At 66.8% G+C, this 25,824-nt stretch carries 23 protein-coding genes; 9 read left to right on the top strand and 14 right to left on the bottom strand.

Features of this window, described 5'->3' with window-relative positions; genetic code table 11:
• Nucleotides 1-108 precede the first annotated feature (108 nt).
• Nucleotides 109-2,184, top strand: coding sequence for an acetoacetate--CoA ligase (locus Tchar_RS04480; protein WP_144327880.1), 2,076 nt, complete (start codon nucleotides 109-111; stop codon nucleotides 2,182-2,184).
• 26 nt (nucleotides 2,185-2,210) lie between these two features.
• On the top strand, nucleotides 2,211-3,089 hold the full coding sequence (locus Tchar_RS04475; protein ID WP_144327879.1) for an HDOD domain-containing protein: 879 nt from the start codon (nucleotides 2,211-2,213) through the stop codon (nucleotides 3,087-3,089).
• Nucleotides 3,090-3,126: 37 nt separating this feature from the next.
• Here Tchar_RS04475 and Tchar_RS04470 read toward each other — a convergent pair whose 3' ends face one another.
• Nucleotides 3,127-4,080, bottom strand: coding sequence for a metal ABC transporter substrate-binding protein (locus Tchar_RS04470; protein ID WP_144327878.1), 954 nt, complete (start codon nucleotides 4,078-4,080; stop codon nucleotides 3,127-3,129).
• A gap of 120 nt (nucleotides 4,081-4,200) precedes the next feature.
• On the opposite strand from Tchar_RS04470, the gene Tchar_RS04465 reads away from it, so the two are divergent.
• Nucleotides 4,201-4,734 (top strand): Fur family transcriptional regulator, encoded by a 534-nt coding sequence (locus Tchar_RS04465; protein ID WP_144327877.1) that lies wholly within the window; start codon nucleotides 4,201-4,203, stop codon nucleotides 4,732-4,734.
• Here Tchar_RS04465 and Tchar_RS04460 read toward each other — a convergent pair.
• The 3 genes from Tchar_RS04460 to Tchar_RS04450 form a co-directional block, all read right to left on the bottom strand.
• A complete protein-coding gene (locus Tchar_RS04460; protein ID WP_236640223.1) occupies nucleotides 4,721-5,629 on the bottom strand; it encodes a DMT family transporter in 909 nt (302 codons plus the stop codon). The two genes, Tchar_RS04465 and Tchar_RS04460, sit on opposite strands and share 14 nt — an antisense overlap.
• Entirely contained in the window at nucleotides 5,626-6,111 is a 486-nt protein-coding gene (locus Tchar_RS04455; protein ID WP_236640221.1) for a flavin reductase family protein, read from the bottom strand. The genes Tchar_RS04460 and Tchar_RS04455 overlap by 4 nt, the downstream gene beginning before the upstream one ends.
• Nucleotides 6,112-6,234: 123 nt before the next feature.
• Nucleotides 6,235-7,578 carry a D-amino acid dehydrogenase gene (locus Tchar_RS04450; RefSeq protein ID WP_144327875.1) on the bottom strand — a complete coding sequence of 448 codons (1,344 nt, stop codon included), beginning with the start codon at nucleotides 7,576-7,578 and terminating at the stop codon, nucleotides 6,235-6,237.
• Between the two features lie 166 nt (nucleotides 7,579-7,744).
• Between Tchar_RS04450 and Tchar_RS04445 the strand changes: the two genes are divergently transcribed.
• On the top strand, nucleotides 7,745-8,662 hold the full coding sequence (locus tag Tchar_RS04445) for a LysR family transcriptional regulator ArgP (RefSeq protein WP_144327874.1): 918 nt from the start codon (nucleotides 7,745-7,747) through the stop codon (nucleotides 8,660-8,662).
• Nucleotides 8,663-8,690: 28 nt separating this feature from the next.
• Here Tchar_RS04445 and Tchar_RS04440 read toward each other — a convergent pair whose 3' ends face one another.
• From Tchar_RS04440 to Tchar_RS04405, 8 genes are all read right to left on the bottom strand, one after another.
• The gene (locus tag Tchar_RS04440; protein ID WP_144327873.1) at nucleotides 8,691-9,950 is read right to left on the bottom strand and encodes an HD-GYP domain-containing protein; all 1,260 of its coding nucleotides are present in this window, start codon (nucleotides 9,948-9,950) and stop codon (nucleotides 8,691-8,693) included.
• Nucleotides 9,951-10,053: 103 nt separating this feature from the next.
• Complete coding sequence (pstB, locus tag Tchar_RS04435) at nucleotides 10,054-10,875, bottom strand: phosphate ABC transporter ATP-binding protein PstB (protein WP_144327872.1); 822 nt, start codon at nucleotides 10,873-10,875, stop codon at nucleotides 10,054-10,056.
• Between the two features lie 29 nt (nucleotides 10,876-10,904).
• Nucleotides 10,905-12,563 (bottom strand): phosphate ABC transporter permease PstA, encoded by a 1,659-nt coding sequence (gene pstA, locus Tchar_RS04430; protein ID WP_236640219.1) that lies wholly within the window; start codon nucleotides 12,561-12,563, stop codon nucleotides 10,905-10,907.
• A 21-nt stretch (nucleotides 12,564-12,584) separates the two neighbouring features.
• Nucleotides 12,585-14,864, bottom strand: a complete 2,280-nt coding sequence (locus Tchar_RS04425) for an ABC transporter permease subunit (protein ID WP_236640216.1) — start codon at nucleotides 14,862-14,864, stop codon at nucleotides 12,585-12,587.
• A gap of 110 nt (nucleotides 14,865-14,974) precedes the next feature.
• Nucleotides 14,975-15,577, bottom strand: a complete 603-nt coding sequence (locus Tchar_RS04420; RefSeq protein WP_144327871.1) for a hypothetical protein — start codon at nucleotides 15,575-15,577, stop codon at nucleotides 14,975-14,977.
• Between the two features lie 10 nt (nucleotides 15,578-15,587).
• Nucleotides 15,588-16,568, bottom strand: coding sequence for a PstS family phosphate ABC transporter substrate-binding protein (locus Tchar_RS04415; protein ID WP_144327870.1), 981 nt, complete (start codon nucleotides 16,566-16,568; stop codon nucleotides 15,588-15,590).
• A 58-nt stretch (nucleotides 16,569-16,626) separates the two neighbouring features.
• Nucleotides 16,627-17,514: a metallophosphoesterase gene (locus Tchar_RS04410; RefSeq protein WP_144327869.1), complete on the bottom strand. Its 888-nt coding sequence runs from the start codon at nucleotides 17,512-17,514 to the stop codon at nucleotides 16,627-16,629.
• Nucleotides 17,514-18,485, bottom strand: a complete 972-nt coding sequence (locus Tchar_RS04405; protein WP_144327868.1) for a LysR family transcriptional regulator — start codon at nucleotides 18,483-18,485, stop codon at nucleotides 17,514-17,516. Before Tchar_RS04405 ends, Tchar_RS04410 begins: the two co-directional genes overlap by 1 nt.
• 106 nt (nucleotides 18,486-18,591) lie before the next feature.
• On the opposite strand from Tchar_RS04405, the gene Tchar_RS04400 reads away from it, so the two are divergent.
• Nucleotides 18,592-19,125: a hypothetical protein gene (locus Tchar_RS04400; protein WP_144327867.1), complete on the top strand. Its 534-nt coding sequence runs from the start codon at nucleotides 18,592-18,594 to the stop codon at nucleotides 19,123-19,125.
• A gap of 89 nt (nucleotides 19,126-19,214) precedes the next feature.
• Here the strand turns inward: Tchar_RS04400 and Tchar_RS04395 are convergent, their stop codons facing one another.
• Both Tchar_RS04395 and Tchar_RS13810 read right to left on the bottom strand, forming a co-directional pair.
• Nucleotides 19,215-21,104, bottom strand: coding sequence for a phosphoenolpyruvate carboxykinase (GTP) (locus Tchar_RS04395; RefSeq protein ID WP_144327866.1), 1,890 nt, complete (start codon nucleotides 21,102-21,104; stop codon nucleotides 19,215-19,217).
• 491 nt (nucleotides 21,105-21,595) lie between these two features.
• Complete coding sequence (locus tag Tchar_RS13810; RefSeq protein ID WP_201739301.1) at nucleotides 21,596-21,739, bottom strand: hypothetical protein; 144 nt, start codon at nucleotides 21,737-21,739, stop codon at nucleotides 21,596-21,598.
• Between the two features lie 53 nt (nucleotides 21,740-21,792).
• Between Tchar_RS13810 and Tchar_RS04390 the strand changes: the two genes are divergently transcribed.
• From Tchar_RS04390 to Tchar_RS04375, 4 genes are all read left to right on the top strand, one after another.
• Entirely contained in the window at nucleotides 21,793-22,563 is a 771-nt protein-coding gene (locus Tchar_RS04390; protein WP_144327865.1) for a nucleotidyltransferase family protein, read from the top strand.
• Nucleotides 22,560-23,960 (top strand): aminopeptidase P N-terminal domain-containing protein, encoded by a 1,401-nt coding sequence (locus Tchar_RS04385; protein WP_144327864.1) that lies wholly within the window; start codon nucleotides 22,560-22,562, stop codon nucleotides 23,958-23,960. Before Tchar_RS04390 ends, Tchar_RS04385 begins: the two co-directional genes overlap by 4 nt.
• A 6-nt stretch (nucleotides 23,961-23,966) precedes the next feature.
• Nucleotides 23,967-24,572, top strand: coding sequence for an MOSC domain-containing protein (locus Tchar_RS04380; protein WP_144327863.1), 606 nt, complete (start codon nucleotides 23,967-23,969; stop codon nucleotides 24,570-24,572).
• 135 nt (nucleotides 24,573-24,707) lie between these two features.
• Entirely contained in the window at nucleotides 24,708-25,817 is a 1,110-nt protein-coding gene (locus Tchar_RS04375; RefSeq protein ID WP_236640213.1) for an SGNH/GDSL hydrolase family protein, read from the top strand.
• Nucleotides 25,818-25,824 lie beyond the last annotated feature (7 nt).

Raw genomic sequence — 25,824 nt, 5'->3', positions numbered from 1 at the left:
CCGACTGACACGCAGGTGACGGCGCGCCCGCCAGCGCGCCCGCTAAGCTTGAGCGGCCACCGGCAGCAGCCGCTGCACGCGGCTGCGCCATTTGCCTGCCCAAACCCCATGCCACAGTCGCCGGCTCCTTACGAACCACAAATCCTGCGCTACCAGCGCTGGCTGCAGGCCACGCGCGGCCTGAGCTTTTCCGACTACGACGCCCTGTGGCGCTGGTCCACCACCGACCTCGACGCCTTCTGGCAGAGCGTGTGGGACTATTTCGATCTGCAGTCGCCCACGCCGTACCACGCCGTGCTGGAAGGCACGGCGATGCCGCACGTGCGCTGGTTTCCCGGGGCGCAGGTCAATGTTGCGCAGCAGGTGTTTCGCCACGTGGCACCGGCCCAAGCGGCCGCGCAGCCGGCCATCGTTGTCGAAGATGAACTGGGGCGCGTGCGTACGGTGAGCTGGGCCGACCTACAGCGTCAGGTGGCAGCGCTGGCGGTTGGCCTGCGCGCGCTGGGCGTACAGCGCGGCGACCGCGTGGCCGCCTATCTGCCCAACCGCGCCGAGACGGTGGTGGCATTTTTGGCCTGTGCCAGTCTGGGCGCGATCTGGAGTCTGTGCGCACCGGACATGGGTACGGCGGCGGTACTGGACCGCTTGCGCCAAATCGAGCCGAAGTTGCTGATCGCCGCCGACGGCGTGCACTACGGCGGCCGGCCACTGGACCGCAGCGCCACTGTGCGCGAACTGCGCGCGGGCCTGCCCACGCTGCAGCATGTGGTCACCCTACGCACCCCCTACGCGGCCGAGCGGGTGTGTGACACGCACGACTTCGCCGCTCTCGCCGACCGCGACGACGCTGCGGTACGCGCCTTCGAGCCCGAGTGGCTGCCCTTCGACCACCCGCTGTGGATCGTCTACTCCAGCGGCACCACCGGCTTGCCCAAGCCGATCGTGCACGGGCACGGGGGCATCCTGCTGACCATGCTGGCACTGACGGTGCTGCACAACGACATCGGCCCCAGCGTCGAGGCCAACAGCGCGGGCGAGCGCTTTCATTGGTACAGCTCCACTGGCTGGGTGATGTGGAATGCGCAAGTCGGCGGGCTGCTCGGCGGCACCACCATCGTGCTCTATGACGGCAGCCCCAGCGGCCGCAAGGACGAGCCCGACTGGAGCGTGCTGTGGCGCTTTGCCGCGCGCCACCGCGTCACCTTCTTTGGCGCCGGCGCAGCGTTCTATGCCAACGCGATGAAGGCGGGCGTCGATTTGGCGGCTTTGCAGGCACAGGGACACGATTTATCGTGCATCCGGGCGCTGGGCTCGACCGGGTCGCCACTGGCGCCCGAGGTGCAGCGCTGGGGCATTGCCCAATTTGAGCGCGTCTACGCCTTGGCCGGCCGGGCGCCGGTGCCGGGGGCCCTGCCCGGCGGCCCTGGCGGGCCGCTGTGGTGGTGCAACATCTCCGGCGGCACCGACTTCTGCGGTGCTTTCATCGGTGGCCACCGCGGCCTGCCGCAAATACCCGGCCAGATGCAGTGCCGGCAACTCGGCTGCGCGGTGCAGGCCTGGGACGACGATGGCCGCGCCGTCATCGGACAGGTGGGCGAGCTGGTCTGCGTGCGGCCCATCCCATCGATGCCGCTGTACTTCTGGAACGACGTGGACAACGCGCGCTACCTGTCGAGCTACTTCGACGCCTACCCCGGCGTGTGGCGTCACGGCGATTGGCTGGAGATCCGGCCCGATGGCGGCTGCATCATCTACGGCCGCTCCGACACCACGCTCAACCGCCACGGCCTGCGCATGGGCACGAGTGAGATCTATGCCGCCGTCGAGGCGCTGCCCGAAGTGCTCGACAGCCTGGTGGTCGATCTGGAGTACCTGGGCCGCGACAGCTTCATGCCACTGTTCGTCGTCTTGCGCGCCGGCCTCGTCCTGGACGAGGCGCTGCGCGAGCGCATCCGCGCCGCCATTCGCAGCGCACTGTCGCCGCGCTTCGTGCCCGACGCCATCGTGCAGGCCCCGGCGGTGCCGCGCACCCTCAGCGGCAAAAAGCAGGAGCTGCCGATAAAGAAGTTGCTGCTCGGACACGACCCGCGGCGTGTGCTCAACCGCGATGCGATGGCCAACCCGGAATGCCTGGATTGGTACATCGCTTATGCCCAAACACGGGCTGCCAACGCGGCACAATAGGGCTTGGCCCACTTGCCCGCCGCCCCATGCAAACCGACCGCGACGCCCATGTCGAAGCCGAACTGGAGCAGGCCCGCACGCGCGGGCCGGTGCGCGACATCGTCATCCCGCCCTGCCCGGAGCTGCTGCGCCAACTGCAGGCAGCCACCGCGCATGGCGACCCCGACCCTGCCGAGCTCGAGCGCATCGCCAGCAGCGACGTCGCGATGGCCGCGGCGCTGATTCGCCAGGCCAACAGCCCACTGTACGGTCTCAAGCAACCGGTGCACACGGTGGGGCAGGCCCTGACGGTGCTGGGCCAGCGCCCAGCGGTGCAGCTGCTGACCGGATTTCTGACCCGACAGGCGCTGCACGTCAACTCGCTGGTGCTGGCGCACTTTTGGGAGAGCTCGACGCGACGCGCCATCGCCTGCGAGCATATCGGCCTGCAGCTCTACGATATGGACCCCGGGCTGGCGTACAGCTTCGGGCTGTTTTGCCATGTCGGCCTGCCGGTGCTGCTGCGCGGCGTGCGTGGCTACGCCAGCACCATCGCCGAGGCCCTGGCACGTAAAGACCGCACCTTCACCGAAACCGAAAACGCCAACCACCGCACCGACCACGCGGTGGTGGGTGCGATCGTTGCGCGCACCTGGTGGCTGCCGGCAGCGGTGGCCGTAGCCATCCGCCTGCATCACGACTTCACCTGCTTGAACGATCCCCGCACCAGCGAGACGGTACGCCACCTGGTGGCCATGGGCCTGATTGCCGACCACCTGGTGCAACAACACGAGGGCGTGCCCGTGGCACGCGACTGGCTGACATACGGCCCGGCCTGCCTGTCCCACCTGCAAGTCGGCGAAGCCGAAGTCGAGCTCTGGATCGACGCCCTGCACCCGGCCTTCGAGGCGGTCTCTATGCCCTGAGCGCAACCGCAGCGGCCAGCGCGTGCGGTGCCGCGCGTCACTGCCCCAAAATCGCGCGCGTCATCGCCCGCGTGTTGGCGCGCATCATGGCGATATAGGTCGGTGCGGGCCCATCCGGGCGCGACAGCGCATCGGAGTACAGCGGCACCCCAGCGGGCTTGACGCCGGCCTCGCGCGCCAGCTGCTCGATCAACCGCGGATCCGTCATATTTTCGATGAACAGCGCTTTGATGTTTTCGCGCTGGATCTGGCGTACCAGCTGCGCCACGCCGCGTGCCGACGGCTCGCTGTCGGTGCTGATGCCACTGGGTGCGAGAAAAGTGACCCCGTAGGCACGGGCGTAGTACCGAAAGGCATCGTGCGAGGTGATGACCTTGCGCTGCGCCGGAGGAATGGCCTGCCATGCCGCGCGGATTTCCGCGTCCAAGGCTTGCAACTGCTCGATATACGCGCGGGCGCGCAGCTCATAATCGGAGCAGCCAGCGGCGTCCACCTTGCACAGCGCGCGGGCGATGTTGCGCACATACACGATCGCATTGGGCACTGCCTGCCACGCATGGGGGTCGAATTTGCCGTGGTCGTGTCCGCGGTGCGCGTGCGCGCCTTTGGTCTCCGCGTGCCGCTCGGCCGGCAGTGGCTCGATGCCGTCACTGACCGTGACCTGTAGGCCGCGGTAGCCCGCGGTGCGCAACAAGCGCTGCAACCACCCCTCGTAACCCAGCCCATTGGCCAACACCACCTGCGCCTGCGCCACGCGCTTGGCATGGGCCGGCGTCGGTTGAAAAATATGGGCGTCCTGCCCCGGCCCCACCAACACGTCCAACTGCACACGCTCGCCGCCGACTTGCTGCACCAGATCGCCCAGGATACTGAAACTGGCCACCGCGTGCACCACCGGGGCGGTTTGCGCCTGGGCACCCCCGCCAACGCACAGGGCCGCGGCGGCCAGTAGCACGCCGCACAACGTTTGGCGCCTCGAATGCCAACTCATGATGCTCTCCTCGTCCTCGGCTACACCGAAAAAATCAACCGCACGGATGCGGCAGGCTACCGCGGTTGCCTGCGGCCCTTGCATCCCGCGTTTGGGATGATAATGCAACTCTGTTGCGATATGGACGACACCCTAAATCCTGCTCCTGCTCTGGCGACCGTGCCCGTGACCGTGCAGCAGCGGCTCGCGCGCGCGGGTTTACGCCGCACGCTGGCGGTGCGCGCGGTGTTGCAACTGTTTCTGGCCGCACCGCAGCGCGACTTCAGCCACGCGCAAGCCCACGCGGCCCTGCAGGCGCGTGGGCTGGCGCTGCACCGCGTCAGCCTCTACCGCCTGCTCGACCGGTTGGTGGCGTGCGGCGTGCTGCAGCGCCACATCGATGCGGCCAGCGCCACACGGCGCTATGCATTGGCCCCCACCGACGAGGCGCCGCCGCTGGCGCCGCGCTTCGAGTGTGTACGCTGCCAACGACGGTGGCCGTTGCCGCCCCTGGACGATGGTGCGCGCCGCGCCATGGAAGCCATCCTGCAGGCCACCGCACACGCGGGTCACCAGGCGCAAAGGGTGATACTGTCGGTGCAGGGCTTGTGCGCCGGCTGCGCCTTGGCCGCGCCAGCGCCGCGCGCAGGCAGTAGCGCCCCTAGCGGCGGCTGACCAGCACGATGCCGGCCGTCACGCCACCCAGGGCCAGCAACAGTTGCAGTGTCAACGGCTCGTCCAGCAGCGCCACACCGAACACCAGCGCAAACAGCGGTGTCAAGAAAGTGAAGGTGGCCACCCGCGTGGCCGGATAGTGGCGCAGCATCCACATCCAGGCCAGATAAGTGGCAAAAGCCCCCACGGCGGTCTGCAAAAACACCGACCCCCAGGCCATCGCCGAATAGCTCCAACCCCAAGGCTCGCCCCACAGCAGCGACAACACGGGCGTGACCGCCGCCGTGACGCCGAGCTGATAGAACAGCGACTTTTCGGCCGACACCTGGGCGATGCGGGTGCTGCGAATGGCCACCGTCGTCAAGCCCCAGAACAAGCCGGCGGCCAGGCCCAAGGCGTCACCCCACCACTGCTGCGCGGCCACGGGCTGGGTCAGGGCTTCCGCAAACGCCAGCACCACGGCAGCAAAGGCCAGACACAGCCCCAACCACTGGCGCACGCGCAGGCGCTCGCTGGGCACGAAGCGCGGCACCAGCAAGGCAACCCAAAACGGGCTGGTGTAGAGAAAGACGGTCAGACGCGACGCAGCGGTGTACTGCAAGCCGACATAAAGACAGACGAACTCGGCGGCAAACAGCGCCCCCACCAACAAACCGGCGGGCAAGGAGCCATCGCGCTCGAACAACGGCACGCGGCGACCACGGCACCACAGCCACAGCAAGGCCGTCGCCCCCCACATGCGCAGCGCCGCCTGCCACATCGGCGCGATCTCGCGCCCCGCCACCTTGATGAGAATCTGTTGAAACCCCCAAAAGGCGCAACACACCACCAACAGCGTGATGGCGAGGGTGTCCAGATGCGCTTTGCGGTCCTGGGGCAGGGCAGCGGTGCTCACAGCGGGTGCTCGGTGTAAAAACGCCCGCCATGGTACAGAAGCGGCGCCACGCTCGCATCGTATCGGCAGCGCAACACCTCGGCCACGAAAATCACGTGATCGCCCTCCACGTAGGCGCTGCGGCGGCGACATTCGAACACCGCCACACAATCGGGCAGCAGCGGCACCGCCTCCGAGTTGGGCGTCCAGGTCACCCCGCTCCAACGCTCCACGTCACGGCGCGCGAAGCGCTCGGCCAGCGCCTGCTGCGCGGTGCTCAGCACATGAATGACGTGGTGCTCGGCCCGTTCGAAGACGGCACGTGCGCGCGAGCGCAGCGCCAAGCTCCACAACACCAGCGGTGGCTGCAGCGATACCGAATTGAAGGAATTGACGGTCAGGCCCACCGGGGCGCCATCGGCCGCGCGCGCGGTGACGATGGTCACGCCGGTGGGAAAGCGCCCTAAGGCGGCGCGCACTTGATCGGACGTGGGAGCGGACATCAGGTTGTGCATTGTGCCCGGCTCAGGCATGAGCCCACACGGGCCACGGGCTTGGTGGTGTCGCGGTCGAACGCGGTTCACTCGCCGGACCCACGCACGCCGACCGCATCGGCACGCCTGCACTCAGCCCAATGTCGCCGATGCCGACACTGCGGCCACGCGGGCCGGCGCCTCGGCGCCGATGCCCACGAAGCGCATCGCCAACGCCGGGCGCTCGCCGCTGATCAGCTCGGCCAGCGCGCGCCCGGAACCCGCCCCATGCGTCCAGCCCAGCGTACCGTGGCCGGCATTGATCCACAGCCGATCCAGGGGCAGGCGACCGATGAGCGGGATGTTGGTGGGCGTGGCCGGCCGCAGGCCGCACCAAAAATGCGGCTCGCCGCCCTGCTCCGGCGAGCGCGTGTCGGCCACACCGGGGAATAGCTCCTCGACCCGCTGCAGCAGCATGTTGCAGCGCGCGCGTGCCACCGGTGTGTCCAGACGCAAATCGAAACCGGCCAGCTCGATGGTGCCGGCGACGCGCAACCACCCACCCAGGCGCGAGATGGCGATCTTGCGACCGTCGTCGAGCAAACTGACCTGCGGCGCGCGATCGGGCGCGCGCAGCGCCAGCGTGGCGCTGTAGCCCTTGCCGGGATAAATGGGCACACGGATACCAATGGTCGCCAGCAGCGGCGTGGTGTACGAACCACAGGCCACGACGTAGGCATCGCCGCGCAACACCGCCGTACGCCCGTCGGCGCGTGCGCGCACCTGCACGCCCTGCACCGCGCCGGCCGCGACCTCAAGGCGCTGCACCTCATGGCCAAACAGCAGTTGCGCGCCCCGCTGGGCGCACAGGCGCGCCAAGGCCTGGGTGAACTCGCGTGCATCGCCGTGCTCGTCGGTCGGGGTGTAGGTGCCGCCGGCGATACGGTCGGCCACCGACCGCAGCGCCGGCTCGATGCGCAGCAGCTCCTCACGCGTCACCACGCGGCGCTGCACGCCATGGCGGCGCATCAGCTCGGCGGCCTGTGCGGCTTCCTCGAAGGCGCGCGCATCGGTGTAGACGTGCGCGATGCCGCGCTCGCTGCGCTGGTAGACGATACCCGTCTCGGCCACCATCTGCTTGAGCGTGGCGTGGCTGTAGGCGCCCAGCGCCACCAGTTGCGCCACGTTGCGCTCGAAGGCACGGTCATTACACTGCCCCAGAAACTGCAGCAGCCAGCGCCACTGCGCCACGTCGAGCCGAGGCCGCCACAGCAGCGGCGCCTGCTTGTCGAACATCCACTTCAGCGCCTTCAGCGGCGCCTGCCGGTTGGCCCAGGGCTCGCAATAGCTCACCGAAATCTGCGCCGCGTTGGCAAAGCTGGTCTCCAACGCCGCGTCGGGCTGGCGATCCACCAACACCACCTCGTGCCCGCGCTGCAACAGGTGCCAGGCCGTCGAAGTGCCGATGATGCCCGCCCCCAAAACCACCACTCGCATCGTCTGATCTCCTCATCAGGCGCGGCTGCGGCGGCCCGCGCGGCCACGCCGCTGCACATGCTCACCCCAGCCGTCATCCACCGCGAGTGTGCGGGAAGAAGGCAAAGAAATAAAGCACGATTGACGAAACGGCGGTAACATCAGTTGTACTTATGGAGCGGCCAGCATGACACCTCTCTTCGACCCCGACGCGCTGGAGTGCTTGGCGGCCATCGTCGAAGAAGGCGGCTTCGAGCGCGCCGCGCAGCGGCTGTCGATCACGCAGTCGGCGGTATCGCAGCGCTTGCGTGCGCTGGAAGCCCAGGTGGGCACCGTGCTGTTGGTGCGCAGCCGCCCCATCAAGCCGACGCCAGCGGGGCAGTTGCTCATCAAGCATGCCAAGATGCTGCGGCTGCTGCGCGTCGACCTGGAACACGATTTGCGCGAGCTCGCCCCCACGTTGGCACGTCGCCCGCGCGACGAGGGACGTATCTCGGTGGCGATCAACGCCGACAGCATCGCCAGCTGGGCGCTGCCGGCCATCACCCCTCTGGTGCAGGACGGCGTGCCGCTGGAGATCATTCACGACGATCAGGACTTCACGCACGAATGGCTGCGCGAGGGCCAGGTAATGGGCTGCGTGACGACGCTGGCGCAGCCACTGCGCGGCTGTCGACTCGAGCCGCTGGGGCGCATGGCCTATGTCGCCGTGGCCAGCCCAGCGTTTGCGAGCACGACCTTGCAGGGACGACTGACGCGCCACAACTTTCACCGCGTGACCTTCGTCGCCTTCAACCGCAAGGATGACTTGCAGCGCGATTTCGTCTGCCATGCGTTTGGCCTGACGCAAGTGAGACTGCAGCAGTGCTACGTACCGTCCTCCGAAGGGCAGGTGCGCGCCGCGCGCGCCGGCTGGGGCGTGACGGTGGTGCCGCGCTTGGTGGCGCAGTCAGCCCTGGATGAGGGCACGCTGGTCGATGTCTGCCCCGATGCGCGCTACACCGTGCCCTTGTATTGGCATTGCTGGAACCTGGCATCGGATGTGCTGGCGCGCTTGACACAGGCGCTGCGCGACGCCGCCGCCGCTGCGCTCGAACCCTTGTGACCGAGCTGCGCCGCGTGCCGCAGCGCACCTACGCCCTCTCGCGCCGCAGCCCGGGAATGCCAGACCAGATTTCGTCCAGGTCGGGAATGTGCCACTGGCTGGGGTCTTCGCGCTGCTCGATGCTGACGGTGCAGCCCGGCGCCGACAGATCGATACGCTGCGGAACCAACCGTTCTTGACTGCGCAGGGAAAAAACGGTCTTCACGATGGGTTTGAGCAATGAGTGCGACGACTGCTCCACCACCACCGCCAGGCGCTGATTGCTCAGCCGCACCAGCGAGCCCACTGGATAGATGCCCAAGCTGCGTACGAAAGCCTGAACGATGCGCGCATCGAAATGCCCCTGCCACGAAGCCATGCGCTTGAGGGACTCAGCCGGATCCCAACCCGCCTTGTACGGCCGGTTGGAGGTGATGGCATCGTAGACGTCACACACCGCGCCCATGCGCGCCATCAGCGTGATGGCCTCGCCGCTCAGACGGTCGGGATAACCGGTGCCATCGATGCGCTCGTGGTGGTGCAGACACACGTCCAGGGTCGGCTCCTCGACGATGCCCGCAGCGCGCAAACGCTCCCAGCCCCGGCGCGGATGCTCGCGCACGATGGCGTATTCCTCCTCGGTCAGGCGCCCGGGCTTGTTCAGAATCACCAGCGGGATGTCCATCTTGCCGATGTCGTGCAGCAAACCGGCAAAGCCGGCCGCCCGCACCTCTGGCTCGGACAGCCCGAGCTGACGCGCCAGCGCCACCATCAGCGCGCACACCGCCACCGAGTGCATATAGGTGTAGTCGTCGGCGGTTTTGAGCCGCGCCAAGCTGATCAAGGCGCCGCCATTGCGAGTCACCGAATCGGCGATTTCCTCGGCCACCGCGCGCGCCACCTGCTGGTCGATGGCGCGACCCATGCGCGCTTCCTCGAACATGCTGGCCACCGCGCCACGCGCCTGCTTGAGCAGCCGCGCGGCGCGCTGCAGCTCCACGGCCTGGCTGCTCGGGGTCACGTCCCGCACCCGCGAGCCGGTGTCGGGGCTGTCTTGGGCTGGCGGCATCGACGCGTCGACCGCGGTCGGCGCCGGTGCCTCCTCGGCAGCCACATCGACCCCCTGGCTGATGTCGATCCAGACCTCACGCACGGCGCTGGCGCGGATCAGTTCGAGATCTTGAGGGTCTTCGAGCAAAAAGCGGCTGCGCCAGAAGGGATGATCCAACCACGAGCCCGCGAAGCCGTGGATGAACATACCCAGGCGCACCTGCTCGACGGGAATGCGCTTGAGCGTGGTGTCGGCCATAGATGCACCACGGATCATAGCGTGCTGCGCCCGCGCCCACGGGGGCGCCGCTTGACGGCGCCGGGCACGCGTTGGCGCGCCGCCGAACCGGCCACGCCAGCACTCAGCCGAAGCGGCCGGTGATGTAGTCCTCGGTTTCTTTGCGGCGCGGCGTCATGAACAGCTCGCGCGTGGGGCTGTATTCGATGAGCTCGCCCAGGTACATGTAGGCCGTGTAGTCGGACACCCGCGCGGCCTGTTGCATGTTGTGGGTGACGATGACGATGGTGTACTTGCTCTTGAGTTCGATGAGCAGCTCCTCGATCTTGGCGGTCGAAATCGGGTCCAAGGCCGAGCATGGCTCGTCGAGCAACAGCACATCGGGCTCCAGCGCAATGGCGCGCGCGATGACCAGCCGCTGCTGTTGCCCGCCCGACAGACTCAGACCGTTGGCGTCAAGGCGGTCCTTGACTTCGTCCCACAGCGCGGCGCCGCGCAGCGACTTTTCCACCACTTCATCGATGTAGGACTTCTTTTTGACGCCGAGCAAGCGCAAGCCGTAGGCGACGTTTTCGTAGATCGACTTCGGAAAAGGATTGGGCTTTTGAAACACCATGCCGATGCGCCGGCGCAGCTGAGCGACGTTGACCGAGCGATCGTAGATATTGACGCCTTCGTGCAAGATCTCGCCCTCGATGCGGCAATTGTCGACGAGGTCGTTCATGCGGTTGAAGCAGCGCAGCAAAGTGGACTTGCCGCAGCCGCTGGGGCCAATGAAAGCAACCACTTGCCCTTTGGGAATCGTCATCGAAATGTCATGCAATGCATGCTTGTCGCCGTACCACAGATTGAGGCGCTTGACCTCCAGCGCCGCTGGCAACGACTCCAGTGGCGGGGCGCGGTGAAAGCTGACGTTGGTTTGGACGAAAGTGGTCGAGTCGTTCATGTGAGGAGCCTGATCGATTCGTAATCCGTTTAGACGCCTTCCAAGCCGCGATATTTCTCACGCAGCCGGTTGCGCAAATAAATCGCCGTCAAATTCAGCACCATGATGAGAACGACCAACAGCAGCGCGGTCGCATACACCACTGGGCGCGCGGCCTCGACGTTCGGGCTCTGGAAGCCGACGTCATAGATATGGAACCCCAAGTGCATGAACTTGCGATCCAAATGGATGAACGGCGGATAGCCGTCGATGGGCAGCGCCGGCGCGAGCTTGACCACCCCCACCAACATCAGCGGTGCGACCTCCCCCGCGGCGCGGGCCACGGCCAGAATGAGGCCGGTCATCATCGCCGGGCTGGCCATCGGCAACACCGTGCGCAACAAGGTCTCGGCTTTGGTGGCACCCAAGGCCAAGCTGCCTTCGCGCACCGAGCGCGGCACGCGCGCCAGCCCCTCCTCGGTGGCGACGATCACCACCGGCAGCGTCAAAATGGCCAGCGTCAGCGACGCCCACAGCAAGCCCGGCGTACCGAAGGTGGGCGCGGGTAGCGCCTCCGGGTAGAACAAGCGGTCGATGTTGCCGCCCAGCAGGTACACGAAGAACCCCAGACCGAACACCCCGTAGACGATCGATGGCACCCCCGCCAGATTGTTGACCGAGATACGGATGATGCGGATCAGCGGTCCCTGGCGCGCGTATTCGCGCATGTAGATCGCGGCCATGATGCCAAACGGCGTCACGAACACCGACATCACCAGCACCATCGTCATGGTGCCGAAGATGGCCGGGAAGATCCCGCCCTCGGTATTGGCCTCTCGCGGGTCGTCGCGCAAAAATTCCCACGCCTTGCGGAAATAGTGGCCGATTTTTTCTGCGACGCTCATCGCATTGGGCCGATAGACGTCGGCCACCAGCGCGAGCTTGATTTCGATATCGCTGCCGTCAGCGACTTCCAACACCACCGTATCGCGCCCGATGTCGTCGCGCAGACGCTGCAGACGCTCTTGCAAGGTGGTAAACTGCGCCTGCAAGGCTTCCCGCTGGCGCTCCAAATCGGCTTTCAGCGCATCGGTCAACTCGCCGCGCAGCTCGGCCTTGCGCTGGCGCAGGCGCAATTGTTCGATACGGTAGTTGATGTCGCCGATATCGAATTTTTCGATGCGGTAGATCTCGGCGAACAGACGCTGCGCCCGCTGCACGCGCTCGACCAGCGCGGGCCAGGCCGTGGCGCCTTCGGCGACGATTTGCTCGGCTTCCTTGACGGCCTTCAGGTGCCCGTAGGCATTGCCCCACTCGTGCCGCTCCACCGTCAGGATATCTTGTGGGTAGGACAGCTCGCCGAGCAAGGGACGCGGATACCAGCGAAAATCCTGCCCGGTCAGGTCCCGATTGCCCAGCTTGATGAGCACCCGATCCACGAACGCCGCCTGGGTGTCGATTTGAAAGCCTGCTTCGCGCAGGCGCCGCACCGCCACCTCTTCGGTGTCGCGCAACTCGCCAATGACGCGTACCTGGCGCTCGCCGTCGCGAAACGTCGTCTCCGCCACCGCGCGCGGCCAAAAATGCGTCAACCCGCGCGCCGCCGATATCCACAGCACGCCGGCCACCGCCAAAACGCACAGCGCCACCGCCCCGGCGGTCAACCAAATCCAGGGCGAGCCCGACTTGAACCAATCTTTCATGCTCATCTTTTCCGCCAACGGCCCGTCTCAGATGGTTTGGTAGCGCTCGCGCAGCTTCTGCCGTACCAGCTCGGCCGCGGTGTTGACCACGAACGTGAAGCCGAACAGCACCAAGGCCGACAAGAACAACAGTCGGTAGTGGGTCTCGCCCACGCCGGCCTCGGGCATTTCGACGCCGATGTTGGCCGCCAGCGTGCGAAAGCCGGTGAAGATGCTAAAGTCCATTACCGCGGTGTTGCCGGTGGCCATCAGCACGATCATCGTCTCACCGACCGCCCGCCCCAAACCGATCATTACGGCGGAGAAAATGCCGGGGCTTGCGGTCAGCAGCACCACGCGCCACAAAGTTTGCCAGGGTGTCGCCCCCAGCGCCAGCGAGCCGGTGGTCAGATGCTTGGGCACCGAAAAAACCGCGTCTTCGGCAATCGAGAAAATGGTCGGCGTCACCGCAAAGCCCATCGCAATGCCCACCACCAGCGAGTTGCGTTGCTCGAAAGTGATGCCGGCGACGTTGCTGAGCCAGTTCGGCATATCGCCATCGAACAGCCACGCCTCGAGGGGGTGGCCGATGGTCAAACAAAGCCAGATCTGCGCCATCGTCACTGGCACCAACAGCGCCGCCTCCCACCCAGGCGGCACGCGTTGACGCAGTGACTCGGGCAGCAGATGGAACAGCCACGCGGCCAGCACGAAGGCCAACGGGAAGGTGAATAAGGTCAGCAACACGCCGGCGAGATTGTTTTCAACGAATGGCGCCAGCCACAGACCGGCCAAAAACCCCAAGATCACGGTCGGCAAGGCCTCCATGACCTCGATCGTCGGCTTGACCATGCCACGCACGCGCGGCGACATGAAATAGGCGGTGTAGATCGCCCCCAAGATGGCCAGCGGTACGGCCACCATCATGGCGTAGAAAGTAGCCTTGAGCGTGCCGTAGGTCAGCGGCGCCAGGCTGAACTTGGGCTCGAAGTCGGCGTTGGCCGCCGACGATTGCCACACGTACGCCGGCTCCTCATAGCTTTCGTACCACACCTTCTGCCAGGTGGCGTAAAAAGACACCTCGGGGTAGTCGTTGTGCACGATGGCCGTGTGCATCTGTCCGCCGGCGTCCTCGACCATGTAGCCGTTGCCGCGCGGCGGATAGGCCAACGCCACGATGGGCTGCTCGGTCAGACGGCGCAAGAACAACAACCGCTTGGAGGTGGCAAAGTAACTGCCCAGGTGGCCCTGCGCGTCGCCGGCCATGAAGCCCTTGCGATGGTGCTCGGGCTCCAGCGCCGTGATCGCCGCCGGCATCGCCGGAAAGTCACGAATGTGGGTGAGCTTGAAGCGGGTGCCCTCCTCGCGCACGGGGAACCACTGCGCCAACGCCCCGCGTTCGGTGCCAACGATGAGGGAGAAGCCACCGGAGAGCATGGTCAACGCCGTAACCCGTTCGCCAGCGGCCGTCAGCGTCACTTTTTCGAGCAACTCGGGTTTGGCCTTGTCGCTGATGTCGTAGCGCCACAGTTCGTTGGCGCCCGCCAACACATACAACTCACGCTGCTTGTATTCGATGAGCAGCTGGCGCACCTGTGGGGGCGTCGGCGTCAGCTCAGCGCCATTGCTGTTGACCGACTCGGCCCCTGTGATCGGATTGCGTTCGATCTCGATACCGTTGACCAACACCCGCCCGTCCTCGGTGAGGGCCGCCACGGTGGTGCCGCTTTCGCTCGACTGCACGGCCAGCAGCTGCAAGGCGCGGCCATTGGCCCCGAGATCGATCGGATCGGAGCCAGCCGGGTAAGCCACCTCGGGCTCGATGACCCGGCGACTCTGCGCATCGAAGCTGACTTTGAAGCCCGCTTTGGCCACGACCACGCGGCCGTCATCCAACCCAAATGCGAACACCCCGCTGGCCCGGTCGGCCACGGCCGCCGACAGCGGCTTGGCCCCTGCGGGCAGCGCCACGCGGGTGCGCCCCAGCTCGCGGCCGTCGTCATAGCGCACCACGATGATGTGCGCGTCCGGCTGCACGCGCAGCACCTGCTCACGCAATTCGTCGGTGATGAGGGTAACCGCCGGGCGGGTGGCGTCGCCGGGAACGGCGAAGCGCTGTGGGCGCTCGATCTCCGGCTCCTGAAACAGCGGCACGACGACGCTGGCGAGATAAAAAAAGATCGCCGATATCGCCACAATCACACCTAGGCCGCCGACGACCATGAGGATGCGAAACCATTTGTCCGTGAGCAGCCGCCGACGCATCGCGCGGTCGACGCTGGTGACGGTCAAACTGGGTTGCGCGGAAGAAGTGGATGGAGCGTTCACGGTTGCTTCACACAGCGGACCCGGTGGTGTTCCGCGAGTCACCAAAAAATCGGGTGGGGCGACACGGACGTGCCGCCCAGCCCGGTATCGTTGTTATCACCGATGCGGCCTCAAGACCCGCGCCGCAGGGCTTGGAAACGCTGCATGCGCCCTTGCGGCTTGCCTTCCTTGACCGACTGAGCATTCATCACCCACACCAGCGAGGCGCCATTGGGACCGACGCCGATGTCGGTGAACGAGTACGGCACTTCACCATGCGAGGCGAAATCCTTGAGCTGTGCCAGATCGTCGAAGACGTAGTAGCGGCCGTCCTTGAAGACCTCACCGTAGAAGTCTTTCGCAACGGGCACTTTACCATCGTAGGCCAGCTCGCCCGCGCTCGGCGACTCTTTTTTGACATCATCGTTGGTGATGCCGAAGACCAGCGTCATGCCGTTCGGACCAGCGCCGATGCGGGTGCGTGTCAAGGCCACCTCGCCATGCGTCAGATAGCTCTGATAAACCTTGAAGTCGCCAAACGCATAGTAGCGACCGTCTTCGGGCAACACCACGTAGAACTCGCGCACTTCGGCGGCGGCCTGCGGCGCCGGGGCAGCGGCAGGCGCCGCTGCGGCCGGTGCAGCGGCCTTTGCCGCCGGTTGGCTTTGGGTCGCACAACCGGCCAGCGCCACCACGGCAACCAGCCCGATCCCGATCAGAGGTTGGCGGATCATGGTGCGCGCCTCACTTGCTCAGGTCTTCGAGAGCCTTCTTGGCCATGGCGGCGGGCAGGGGCACGAAGCCGTCCTTGATCACCACGCGCTGCCCTTGCTTGGACAGCACCATCTTGAAGAACTCGCTCTCCAGCGGCGGCAGCGGCTGGTTGGGCTTCTTGTTGACGTAGACGTACAGCACGCGCGCCAACGGATAGGTGCCGTCGATGGCGTGCTTGGCGTCCGGTTCCACGAACGGCTCACCCTTTTTCTTCGACAGTGGCAGCGCACGCACGCCCGAGGTCTTGTAGCCGATGCCCGAGTAGCCGATGGCATTGAGCTGCGTGGCCACCGACTGCACCACCGACGCGGAACCCGGCTGCTCGGCCACGTTGCGCTTGAAGTCGCCCTTGCACAGCGCCACGTCCTTGAAGTAGCCATAGGTGCCCGACACCGAGTTGCGGCTGTACAGCGCGATGTCGCGGTTGGCCCAGTCGCCGGTCAGGCCGACTTGACCCCACTTGGTGATGTCTTCACCCAGCCCGCACTTGCGCGTGCTGGAGAAGATGGCATCGACCTCTTGTACGCTCAGGCCTTTGATGGGGTTGTCTTTGTGCACGTACACGGCCAGGGCGTCGATGGCCACCGGCACCGGATGCGGCTTGTAGCCGTGCTTTTTCTCGAACGCCTCCACTTCCTTGGCGGTCATCAGTCGGCTCATCGGCCCGAAGTTGGAGGTACCGGCCGTCAGTGCCGGCGGCGCGGTGGAGGAGCCAGCCCCTTGAATCTGGATATTGACGTTCGGGTACAGGCGCTTGTACTCCTCGGCCCACAGGGTCATCAGGTTGTTGAGGGTATCCGAACCAATGCTGGTGAAGTTCCCCGACACGCCCGAGGCTTTTTGGTAGTCGGGCAACGCGGGGTCGACTTGCACGGGCTGGGCAGACGCCGTGGTCGACACAAAGCCCAGGCCGACGAGGCCCAAGGCGGCGACGAGCTTGCGTAGGGTCATGTGGATACTCCGTCGAGATGAAAAGAAACCCCTCGACCACCGAGGGTTCACACGGATGCTAGAGACGGGATGTGACGTTTTTGTGACAACGCGGCACATCGATGACACACTGCGAACGAAAGCCACCCTGCTCGCCTTTGTCGGCATAGCCCAGCGGATTGGCGACCACGCGACAACGGCCCACCCGGTAGTCGTGTGCGCAGTGCAGGTGCCCGTGCAGCCACAGATCGGCGTGCGCCAGCAGGTCGTCCCAAGCGTTGCAAAAACCCGCCGTGCCGGGTTGCAGCCCGTAGCGCGGGTCGGCGCTGCGCAGGCTGGGCGCAAAGTGCGTCACCACCACCGTGGGGCCGGCGAACGGCTCAGCCAGGGCGCGTTGCAGCCAGTCGCGACAGCGCAGCGCTTCGGCGCGCATCGCGGCGGCATCGAACAGCTGCCCCGCGCGCCGGGTAGCCATTTTGGTCAGGTAAAAGTTGGCAGCACGCATGGCGCGTTCGCGTTGCCGCTGCGCGTGCGCCACCGGGTCCCGGATCGGGCGTATCCGCCCCCGGCGCTGCAGCGGCACCGCGGCCAACGCGTCGTAGTCGCTCCACAGCGTGGTGCCCAGGAAGCGCACCCCACGGTGGACCCAAGCCGTGCGCTCCAGCCAGACGATACCCAGCCGCTCGCAGGTCCGGCGCAGGTTGGCGTGCGCCTCGTCCCAGTCCAGCGCGTCGTATTCGTGGTTACCCGGCACGAACAGCACCGGCACCGGCCAGCCGGCGTATTGCGGCAAGGGCGAAAAAGCCTGCAACCCCCAGTCGGGGCGCGTCATCACCGAACCATCCGCGCCGCGTTGGTACGAGCCGATATCGCCGGCCAGCACCAGCACCTCGGCGTCGGGCGCCGGCTCGGGCACGAAGCTGGGGTTGGCCTCCCAGTGCAGGTCCGACAGCAGCTGCAGCCGCATCAGACTCCCCCGGCGGCGCGCACGGCGGCGTCGTTGACGGCGCGCGCTACCGCCTCACGCAGCCAGCGCTGGGCGCTGACCGCATCGTGTTGGCGGTGCCACAGCAGGTCCACGTGCACACGCGGCACGGCCAGTGGCAGCGCACGCACTGCCAACCGCTCGGCGTGGCCGGTGGCCTGCAGAAAGTGCGCTGGCAGCACGGTAAGCAGGTCCGACGTGGCCACCACCTGCCCCGCCGTGAAAAATTGGTTGACGGTGAGCACGATACGCCGCCGGCGCGACAGCGCCGCCAACGCCTCGTCCACGAAGCCGAATGGGCGCCCGGAAAAACTCACCAACAGGTGACGCGCGGCGCAGTAGGCGTCCAGCGTCAGCTCACCCTTCGCCAGCGGGTGGTCACGCCGCATCGCCACCACATAGTGGCCTTCGTACAGCCGGCGCGACGAAAAGCGCGGCGCTTGCTCTTGTAGGTGGGTGGCGCCGAGCTCGGCCAGCACCCCGGGAAAGTAGCCGATCGCCAGATCCACGCCGCCGCTTTCCAGCAACGGGCGCGGGTCTCGGGTGGTCAGCGGCAACACGCGCAAGGTCACGCCTGGTGCCTCGCGGTCCAAGATGCCCACCAGCCCCGGCATGATTTGGCTGGCGGTGGCGTCGGCCATCGCCAGCACGAAGGCATCCTGCGCCGCGGCGGGATCGAACGGCCCCGGGGCGAGCGTCTCGCGCAGGCGTTGCAGCGCCTCGCGCACGGCTGGCCACAGCTGCAAGGCGCGCGCCGTCGGCTCCACCCCGTGACCGGCGCGCCGCACCAGATCGTCACCCAGCAGCTCGCGCAGGCGGCGCAGCGCGTTGCTGACGGCCGGCTGCGTCAGCGCCAGGTTGTGCGCCGCGCGGGTGAGGCTGCGCTCGGCCATCACCTCGTCGAAGACGCGCAACAGGTTGAGATCGAGGGTGCGGAAATTGAGCCGATCCATCACCACCGTGAATATAGGTCATTCAAAAAATAAAGTTGCATCACATTCGGGAAAACCCTAGTATCACGCCATTGCTGCACCACGGCAAACCGATAGGAGCACTGCCATGAGCACGTCGTTGACTTCATCCCCCGTTGCGGCGCCCACCCGCGCCGAGCTGGCGCGCCGGGCGGCTGCCCCGCGCGCCCTGGTGACCCTGCTGTTGGCCGCCGGCGTGGCCGCCTTGGCCGTCGTGGCCGAGCGCCTGACCGATACCTGGGCCGACGGCCATCTGCTCACTGCCTGGATCCTGATGTGGGCAGTGGTATTTTTGGGCTCCGTCTTGCTGGCGTCGCCGGCACGTCATCTGGCGCAGCGCTTGATGGCAACACTCGATGCCTGGGCACGGCGCCGCGCCGAGGCGCGTGCGGCGGCACGCACGCTACGCCTGGCGCAGCTGGATGCGCGCCTGCAGGCCGAACTGCATGCGCTGAGCATCCATCAAGAAAGCTCGGCCAACGCGCAAGCGTGGGCGCAGGCGCTGGCCCCCCTGGGCAGCGGACTGGACGATGAACGTGGGGCGCTGCGCGAGTGGGTCTCCAGCGCGGCCGAACAAGTCACCACGGCCAGGGGCCGCCGCTACAGCTTGTACTACATCTGAGGCACCTGCATCTGCGCACGCAACGGCCTGGCCCGGCGCCCGCAGACGGCAAGGTTGCGCGGCCCCGATCGTCGGCAGCCGCGGCGGGGTCACGATGCCGAGCCTGTCGGGCCCAAGATGCGCTGGGCCAAGCGGGCTTTGGTCTGGACGAGCTCGGCCGGCAGGTGATGCGCCAGCTGGTCGAACAGCTCCTGGTGCAGCGCCAACTCGCGCGCCCAATCCGCAGGGTTCATGTCGGTCACGGCCGCGAAACGCTCGCGCCCGAAGTCGAGTCCGTCCCAGTGGATCTCATCGTAGGTGGGGCTGATGCCGAGGGCGTGGTCCTCGCCCGCCACCCGCCCTTGCAGCCGATCGATGATCCAACGCAGAACGCGCATATTCTCGCCATAGCCGGGCCAGATGAAGCGACCGTCGGCGTCCTTGCGGAACCAGTTGACGCAGTAGATACGCGGCAGGGTGTGGCCGCTTGCTTCCAGCCGGCGCTCCATATCGAGCCAGTGCTGGAAGTAGTCGCTCATGTGGTAGCCGCAAAACGGCAGCATGGCAAACGGATCGCGCCGCACCACGCCCTGGGCGCCGAATGCGGCCGCCGTGGTTTCGGAGCCCATGGTGGCGGCCATGTAGACGCCTTCCATCCAGGTACGCGCTTCGGTCACCAACGGCACGGTGTTGGAGCGGCGCCCACCAAAAACGAAGGCATCGATGGGCACACCTTGCGGATCGTCCCATTGCGGATCCAACGCCGGGTTGTTGGTGGCCGCCACCGTGAAGCGCGCATTGGGATGCGCGGCCTTGCGCCCGGCCGCGCCATCCGCAGGCGTCCAGTCCTGCCCCTGCCAGTCCAGACAGTGCGCGGGCGCGGGCCCCATGCCCTCCCACCACACATCGCCGTCGTCGGTCAGCGCCACGTTGGTGAAGATGACGTCCCGGCTCAAGCTGGCCATACAGTTGGGGTTGGTCTGTTCGTTGGTGCCGGGCGCCACACCGAAATAGCCGGCCTCGGGGTTGATGGCATACAGCCTACCATCGGCATGCGGCTTGATCCAGGCGATGTCGTCGCCGATCGTGGTCACCTTCCAGCCCTCGAAGCCGCGTGGCGGCACCAGCATGGCGAAGTTGGTCTTGCCGCATGCGCTCGGAAACGCCGCGGCGACGTGGTATTTTTTGCCCTCTGGGCTGGTCACGCCGAGGATGAGCATGTGCTCGGCCAGCCACCCCTCGTCGCGCCCCATGACCGAGGCGATGCGCAGCGCCAGGCACTTCTTGCCCAACAGCGCGTTGCCACCGTAACCGGAGCCGTAGGACCAGATCTCGCGCGTTTCGGGGTAGTGAACGATGTATTTGGTGGTGGGGTTGCACGGCCAGGCGACGTCGGCTTGCCCGGGCCGCAATGGCGCACCCACCGAGTGCACACAGGGCACGAACGCGCCGTCGCTGCCCAGCACGTCATAGACCGCGCGGCCCATGCGCGTCATCAGCCTCATGTTCACGACGACATAAGGGCTGTCGGTGAGCTCGACGCCGATCTGCGCGATGGGCGAACCCAGTGGTCCCATGCTGAAGGGGATGACGTACATGGTGCGGCCGCGCATACAACCGTCGAACAGCCCCGGCTGGCCATCACGGCCATACTGCAGGATGGCGCGCATCTCTTGCGGAGCCATCCAATGATTGGTCGGGCCAGCGTCTTCGCGCCGCGCCGAACAAATGAAGGTACGATCCTCCACGCGCGCCACATCGGACGGGTCGGTCCAGGCCAGATATGAGTTCGGACGTTTGACCGGGTTGAGGCGCTTGAGCGTGCCCGCCGCGACCATCTGCTCGCACAGGCGGTCATATTCGGCCTGGCTGCCGTCGCACCACTCGATGCGGTCGGGCTTGCACAACGCGGCCATATCGGCCACCCAAGCGATCAGGCGGCTGTGTTTGACGTAGGCGGGCGGGCGCAGTGAGAGACCCGGCATCACGGGGGCATTCATGGGGCAACGATCCTGGTATGCGTATGCGACAGCGAAGGTACGTACCGCACCGGGCACGTAACGGCAAGGAAACGGCACCACCGCCGTTGGCGGTGCGCTACACCCCAGGGGGTTCGATCGTCACACGGATCGCGGTGGCCGCTGACGCCGAGCATGGGCGGGATGACGCCCGTGCCGGCCGACCCACTCGGGCGGTCGGCGCATTGTAGGAAGTGGAGGCGGCGCCGTGAAGCCAACCAAGCACCCATCCTCATGCAAAACATGCATGGCTTGATGACACCCCGATGACACTGCCGTTGGCGCGCCTGCGACGCCGTGCCGCGGATGGCCGACAAACGATAAATCCATGGGCGCCAACACCCGCCGGGCAGGGCGGGCCTGCTCGGAGGCCGAGGGAGCGACTGGCCAGAAGTGAAGGGGGCGCCGGCCACAGCGAGGGGCCGCACCCAGCCGACCACGACGGCGCGCCAGCGGTATGCTGGCGTGCTTGCTCAAGCCATGACCACGGCGATGAACGCCAGCAGGAACATCAAAATAGCGCCGGCCAACGGGATGAGCCAGGGAATGACACCAACGATGGATTCCGCCGGATCATCAGACGGCGGGGTGGATTCGTGGGTTTGGGCGTGGGCCATGCGGTCAGCCTCCGGTTGACAATTATCAAGTCGATTGTACGCAAAATGGCGCCATGACCACACCGCCGCCGTGCGAAGCGCTGCTGCTGGCCGCTGGCCGCGGCGAGCGCATGCGCCCCCTCACCGACACCACCCCGAAGCCACTGCTGCCCGTGCACGGCCGCCCGTTGCTGAGCTGGCACTTGGCAGCGCTGGCGCGCGCCGGCGTGCGCAACGTCCTCATCAACACCGCATGGCTGGGCGAGCAGCTGCCCCGCGCGCTCGGCGCCACCTACTGCGCGGCAGGCGCAGCGGTGGCCTTGCACTATTCGATGGAGGGACGCGATTTCGGCCGAGCGCTGGAGACCGCCGGCGGCATCGCGCGCGCGCTGCCGCGTCTGACCGACCCATTCTGGGTTGCTGCGGGTGACGTCTTCATGCCGACCTTCCCGTTCGCATCGCAGGCGCGCGAGCGCTTCGCTGCCAGCGGCGATCTGGCCCACCTGTGGCTGGTGCCCAACCCCAATCATCACCCCCGCGGCGACTTTGGGCTGGATGAGCGAGGGCGCGCGCTCGACCTGCCGGCCGACGACCCGCGCCCGCGCTGGACCTATGCCACCGTCGCCCTGCTGCGCCACGCGCTGTTCGAGCCCCCGTGGTGTGACATTGCGCGCGGCAATCCCGATGGCATCGCCGCCCCGCTGGCCCCGGTGCTACGGCGTGCGATGGCCGCCGGCCGCATCAGCGCCGAGGTCTGGCACGGCCCCTGGACCGACGTCGGCACCCCGCAGCGTTGGGCCGCACTCAACGCCGCTGCGCGCCCCTTCGTATCATCGGGGGCATGACCACACCGATTGCCCACCACACGTTGTACGCCGAGCGCCGCGCTCGGCTGGCGGCCCAGCTCGGCGACGGCGGCATCGCCATCGTGCCCACCGCGCCGACCCGGCTGCGCAACCGCGACAGCGAGTTTTTGTTTCGCTTCGACAGCTATTTCTACTACCTGACCGGTTTCACCGAACCGAATGCATGGCTGGTGTTGACGGCCGACGGGCGCAGCCGCCTGTTCTGCCAGCCCAAAGATCCCGAGCGCGAGATCTGGGACGGCTACCGGCTGGGGCCAGCGGCCGCCCCCGCCGCGCTGGGGGTGGACGAAGCCTATCCAGTCGATGAACTGGATGCGCGCCTGCCCGCCTGGCTGGAAAACCGCAGCGCGGTGTGGTATCCGTTCGCCGTCCACCCGGGGCTGGAAAGCCGCATCGATGGCTGGCTGCAGAAAGTGCGTGCACGCGTTCGCGTCGGGGTGGACTGTCCACAGACACTGCGCGATCTGTGCGCGCTGCTGGACGAGATGCGCTTGATCAAGGATGCACACGAGCTGGACGTGATGCGGCGCGCGGCGCGCATCAGCGCGCGCGCCCACATCCGCGCCATGCAGCGCTGCGCGGCCATGATTCGCGCCGGCCAGGATGTGCGCGAGTACCACCTGGACGCCGAACTGCTGCACGAATTCCGCCAAAACGGTTCGCAGTACCCGGCTTACGGCAGCATCGTAGCCGCTGGCGCCAACGCCTGCGTATTGCACTACCGCGCCGACGCGGCGCCCGTGCGCGATGGCGATTTGGTGCTGATCGACGCCGGCTGCGAACTCGACGGCTACGCCAGCGACATCACGCGTACCTTCCCAGCCACTGGGCGCTTCAGCGGACCGCAACGCGACCTGTACCAGCTCGTGCTGGCGGCCCAGCAGGCCGCCGTCGAAGCCACCCGCCCGGGTGCGCGCTTCGTCGATGCGCACGACGCCGCGGTGCGCGTTTTGGCGCAAGGCCTGCTGGACCTGGGGCTCCTGGACAAAAACGACGTTGGCCATCTGGACGACGTCATCGAGCAGCGCCACTATTTTCGCTTCTACATGCACCGCACCGGTCACTGGCTGGGGCTGGACGTACACGACGTGGGCAGCTACGTAGAGCCGGCTGAGATCGGTCAACTGAACGAACGGCGCGACCCCTTGAGTGGTGAGATCATCCGCGACCGCCCCAGCCGCATCCTGCGCCCGGGCATGGTATTGACCATTGAGCCGGGGTTGTACGTGCGCCCTGCCGAGGGCGTGCCGTCGGCGTTCTGGAACCTGGGGATCCGCATCGAAGACGATGCCGTGATCACTACCGCCGGCTGTGACCTCATCACCCGCGACGTGCCAGTGGAGCCCGACGCCATCGAGGCCTTGATGCGGGGGTGAGAGACCATGGCCGCCGCGGTGCGCGTCGCGCTCGAATACCTGTGCACCGGCAGCGTGGCGCCGCTGGTGGTGAACGGCCGGCGTTTCGCCAGCGCCATCGGGAAACGCCCACGTATGGACGCGGTGCCACTGGGTCCGCTGGGGCTGGCCGATGACGAACAGGCCGACCCCACTGTGCACGGCGGCCTGGATAAGGCCGTGTACGCGTGGCCGGTGCAGCACCACGCCTGGTGGCAGGCGCAACGGCGTCAACGAGCGGTCGATCTGCTGGATGAGGCATTGCCGCCGGGTTTCGTCGGCGAAAACCTGGGCCTGCGCGGATTGGACGCACCGCTGACCGAGGCCGACGTGTACGTGGGTGACGAGCTGCACCTGGGCGATGCCGTGCTGCGTGTGACCGAGCCGCGCCAGCCTTGCTTCAAGTTCGCCGCGGTGATGGGCTACGCACAGGCCGGCCGGGACATGGTGCAATCCCAGCGCTGCGGTTTTTACCTGGCCGTGGTGCAGGTGGGGGCACTGCAGGCGGGTCAGACGGGCAGCTTGCTGCCGGGCCCGCGCGCCCTGAGCATCGCGCAGGCTTTGCACGCCAAGCGCTACAAGCACATACGCTGACGGCGCCGGCTCGACAGCGTGTCGCCACACCGACACCGATCGGGGGAAATTCCGTATAGGCGCCGCGCCCGCACCGCCTCTATCATCGAACGGTCGTTCGACTTACGGGAGACGCGCATGCGCTGGACATTTCGAGTGACCACCCTTGCCCTGGCCGCGGTGTTGACCGCTTGCGGCGGCGGCTCTGACGTGACCTCCGTGAAGGTCGTGGGCGACAGCCTGTCGGATGGGGGAACCTTTGGCTTCAAGTTCACCGTACAGGCCAGCAGCTTGGTGCAGACCCGCATTTGGGTGGACCATGTGGCCGACGCGGCCGACGTCGATCCGTTGTGCCCGCGCTACACGGCCACGGGCCCCAACACGGTCGCCGCCAACCCCGCTGCCGCCCATTGCACCAACTACGCCGTCGGCGGTGCGCGCATCAACGTGATCGGCAGTGCCGGCGACTCGACGCCGTTTTCGGTGTTACAGCAGCTGCGGGACTTGGGGGCAACGCCGTACAACGAGCGCGACGTGCTGCTCGTGGATGGGGGCGGCAATGACGCCGCCGATCTGATCGGAGCGTATTTGCGCGCCTCCAGCGATGGCGGCGTGGCGTATGTGGCGCTGCTGGGCGAATTGCTCACGCCGGCGCAAATCGCCCAGGCCGCAGCGGGTGGAAACGAAGGACTCGCTCAGGCCGGCGGCCTCTACATGACTGCATTGGCTGACCAGCTGGCCGACACACTGCAAACGCACGCCCTGGCCAAGGGGGCCAAGCGGGTGGTGGTGGTCAACGCGCCCGATGTCACCCGCACGCCGCGCTTTCAAGCCGTACTGGCTGCCGTGGCCCAAGCCAGCGGCGGTGGTGCAGCCGGGGCAGCGGTGGCCGACCAAATCGCCGCCGTGGCGCGCGCTTGGGTGATCGCCTTCAACGCGCGCTTGGCCCAGCGTTTCAGCGCCGAGTCGCGAGTGGCGGTGGTGGATTTCTTCGGTGCTTTCAATCAGTGGCTGAGCACCCCGGCCACATTTGGGCTCGTCAACACCACGACCCCCGCCTGCCCCGCCACCGGCACGGACGATCAGGGCCTGCCGACATACAGCATCCAAACCTGCACCGAAGCGGCGCTCAGCGCTGCGGCCCCGGCCGGTGCCGGTTGGTGGAATACGTATGTGTTTTCCGACAATTTCCACGGCACGCCGCGTACCAATGAGCTGATGGGCCAACTGGTCAAAGAGACGTTGACGGCGCGCGGCTGGTTGTGATGGCGCT

It is taken from the genome of Tepidimonas charontis (genome assembly GCF_007556685.1).
Taxonomy (GTDB): Bacteria; Pseudomonadota; Gammaproteobacteria; order Burkholderiales; family Burkholderiaceae_C; genus Tepidimonas; species Tepidimonas charontis.
Note: the sequence above shows the minus strand (reverse complement) of the source record. Positions and strands in the feature narration are given on the sequence as shown.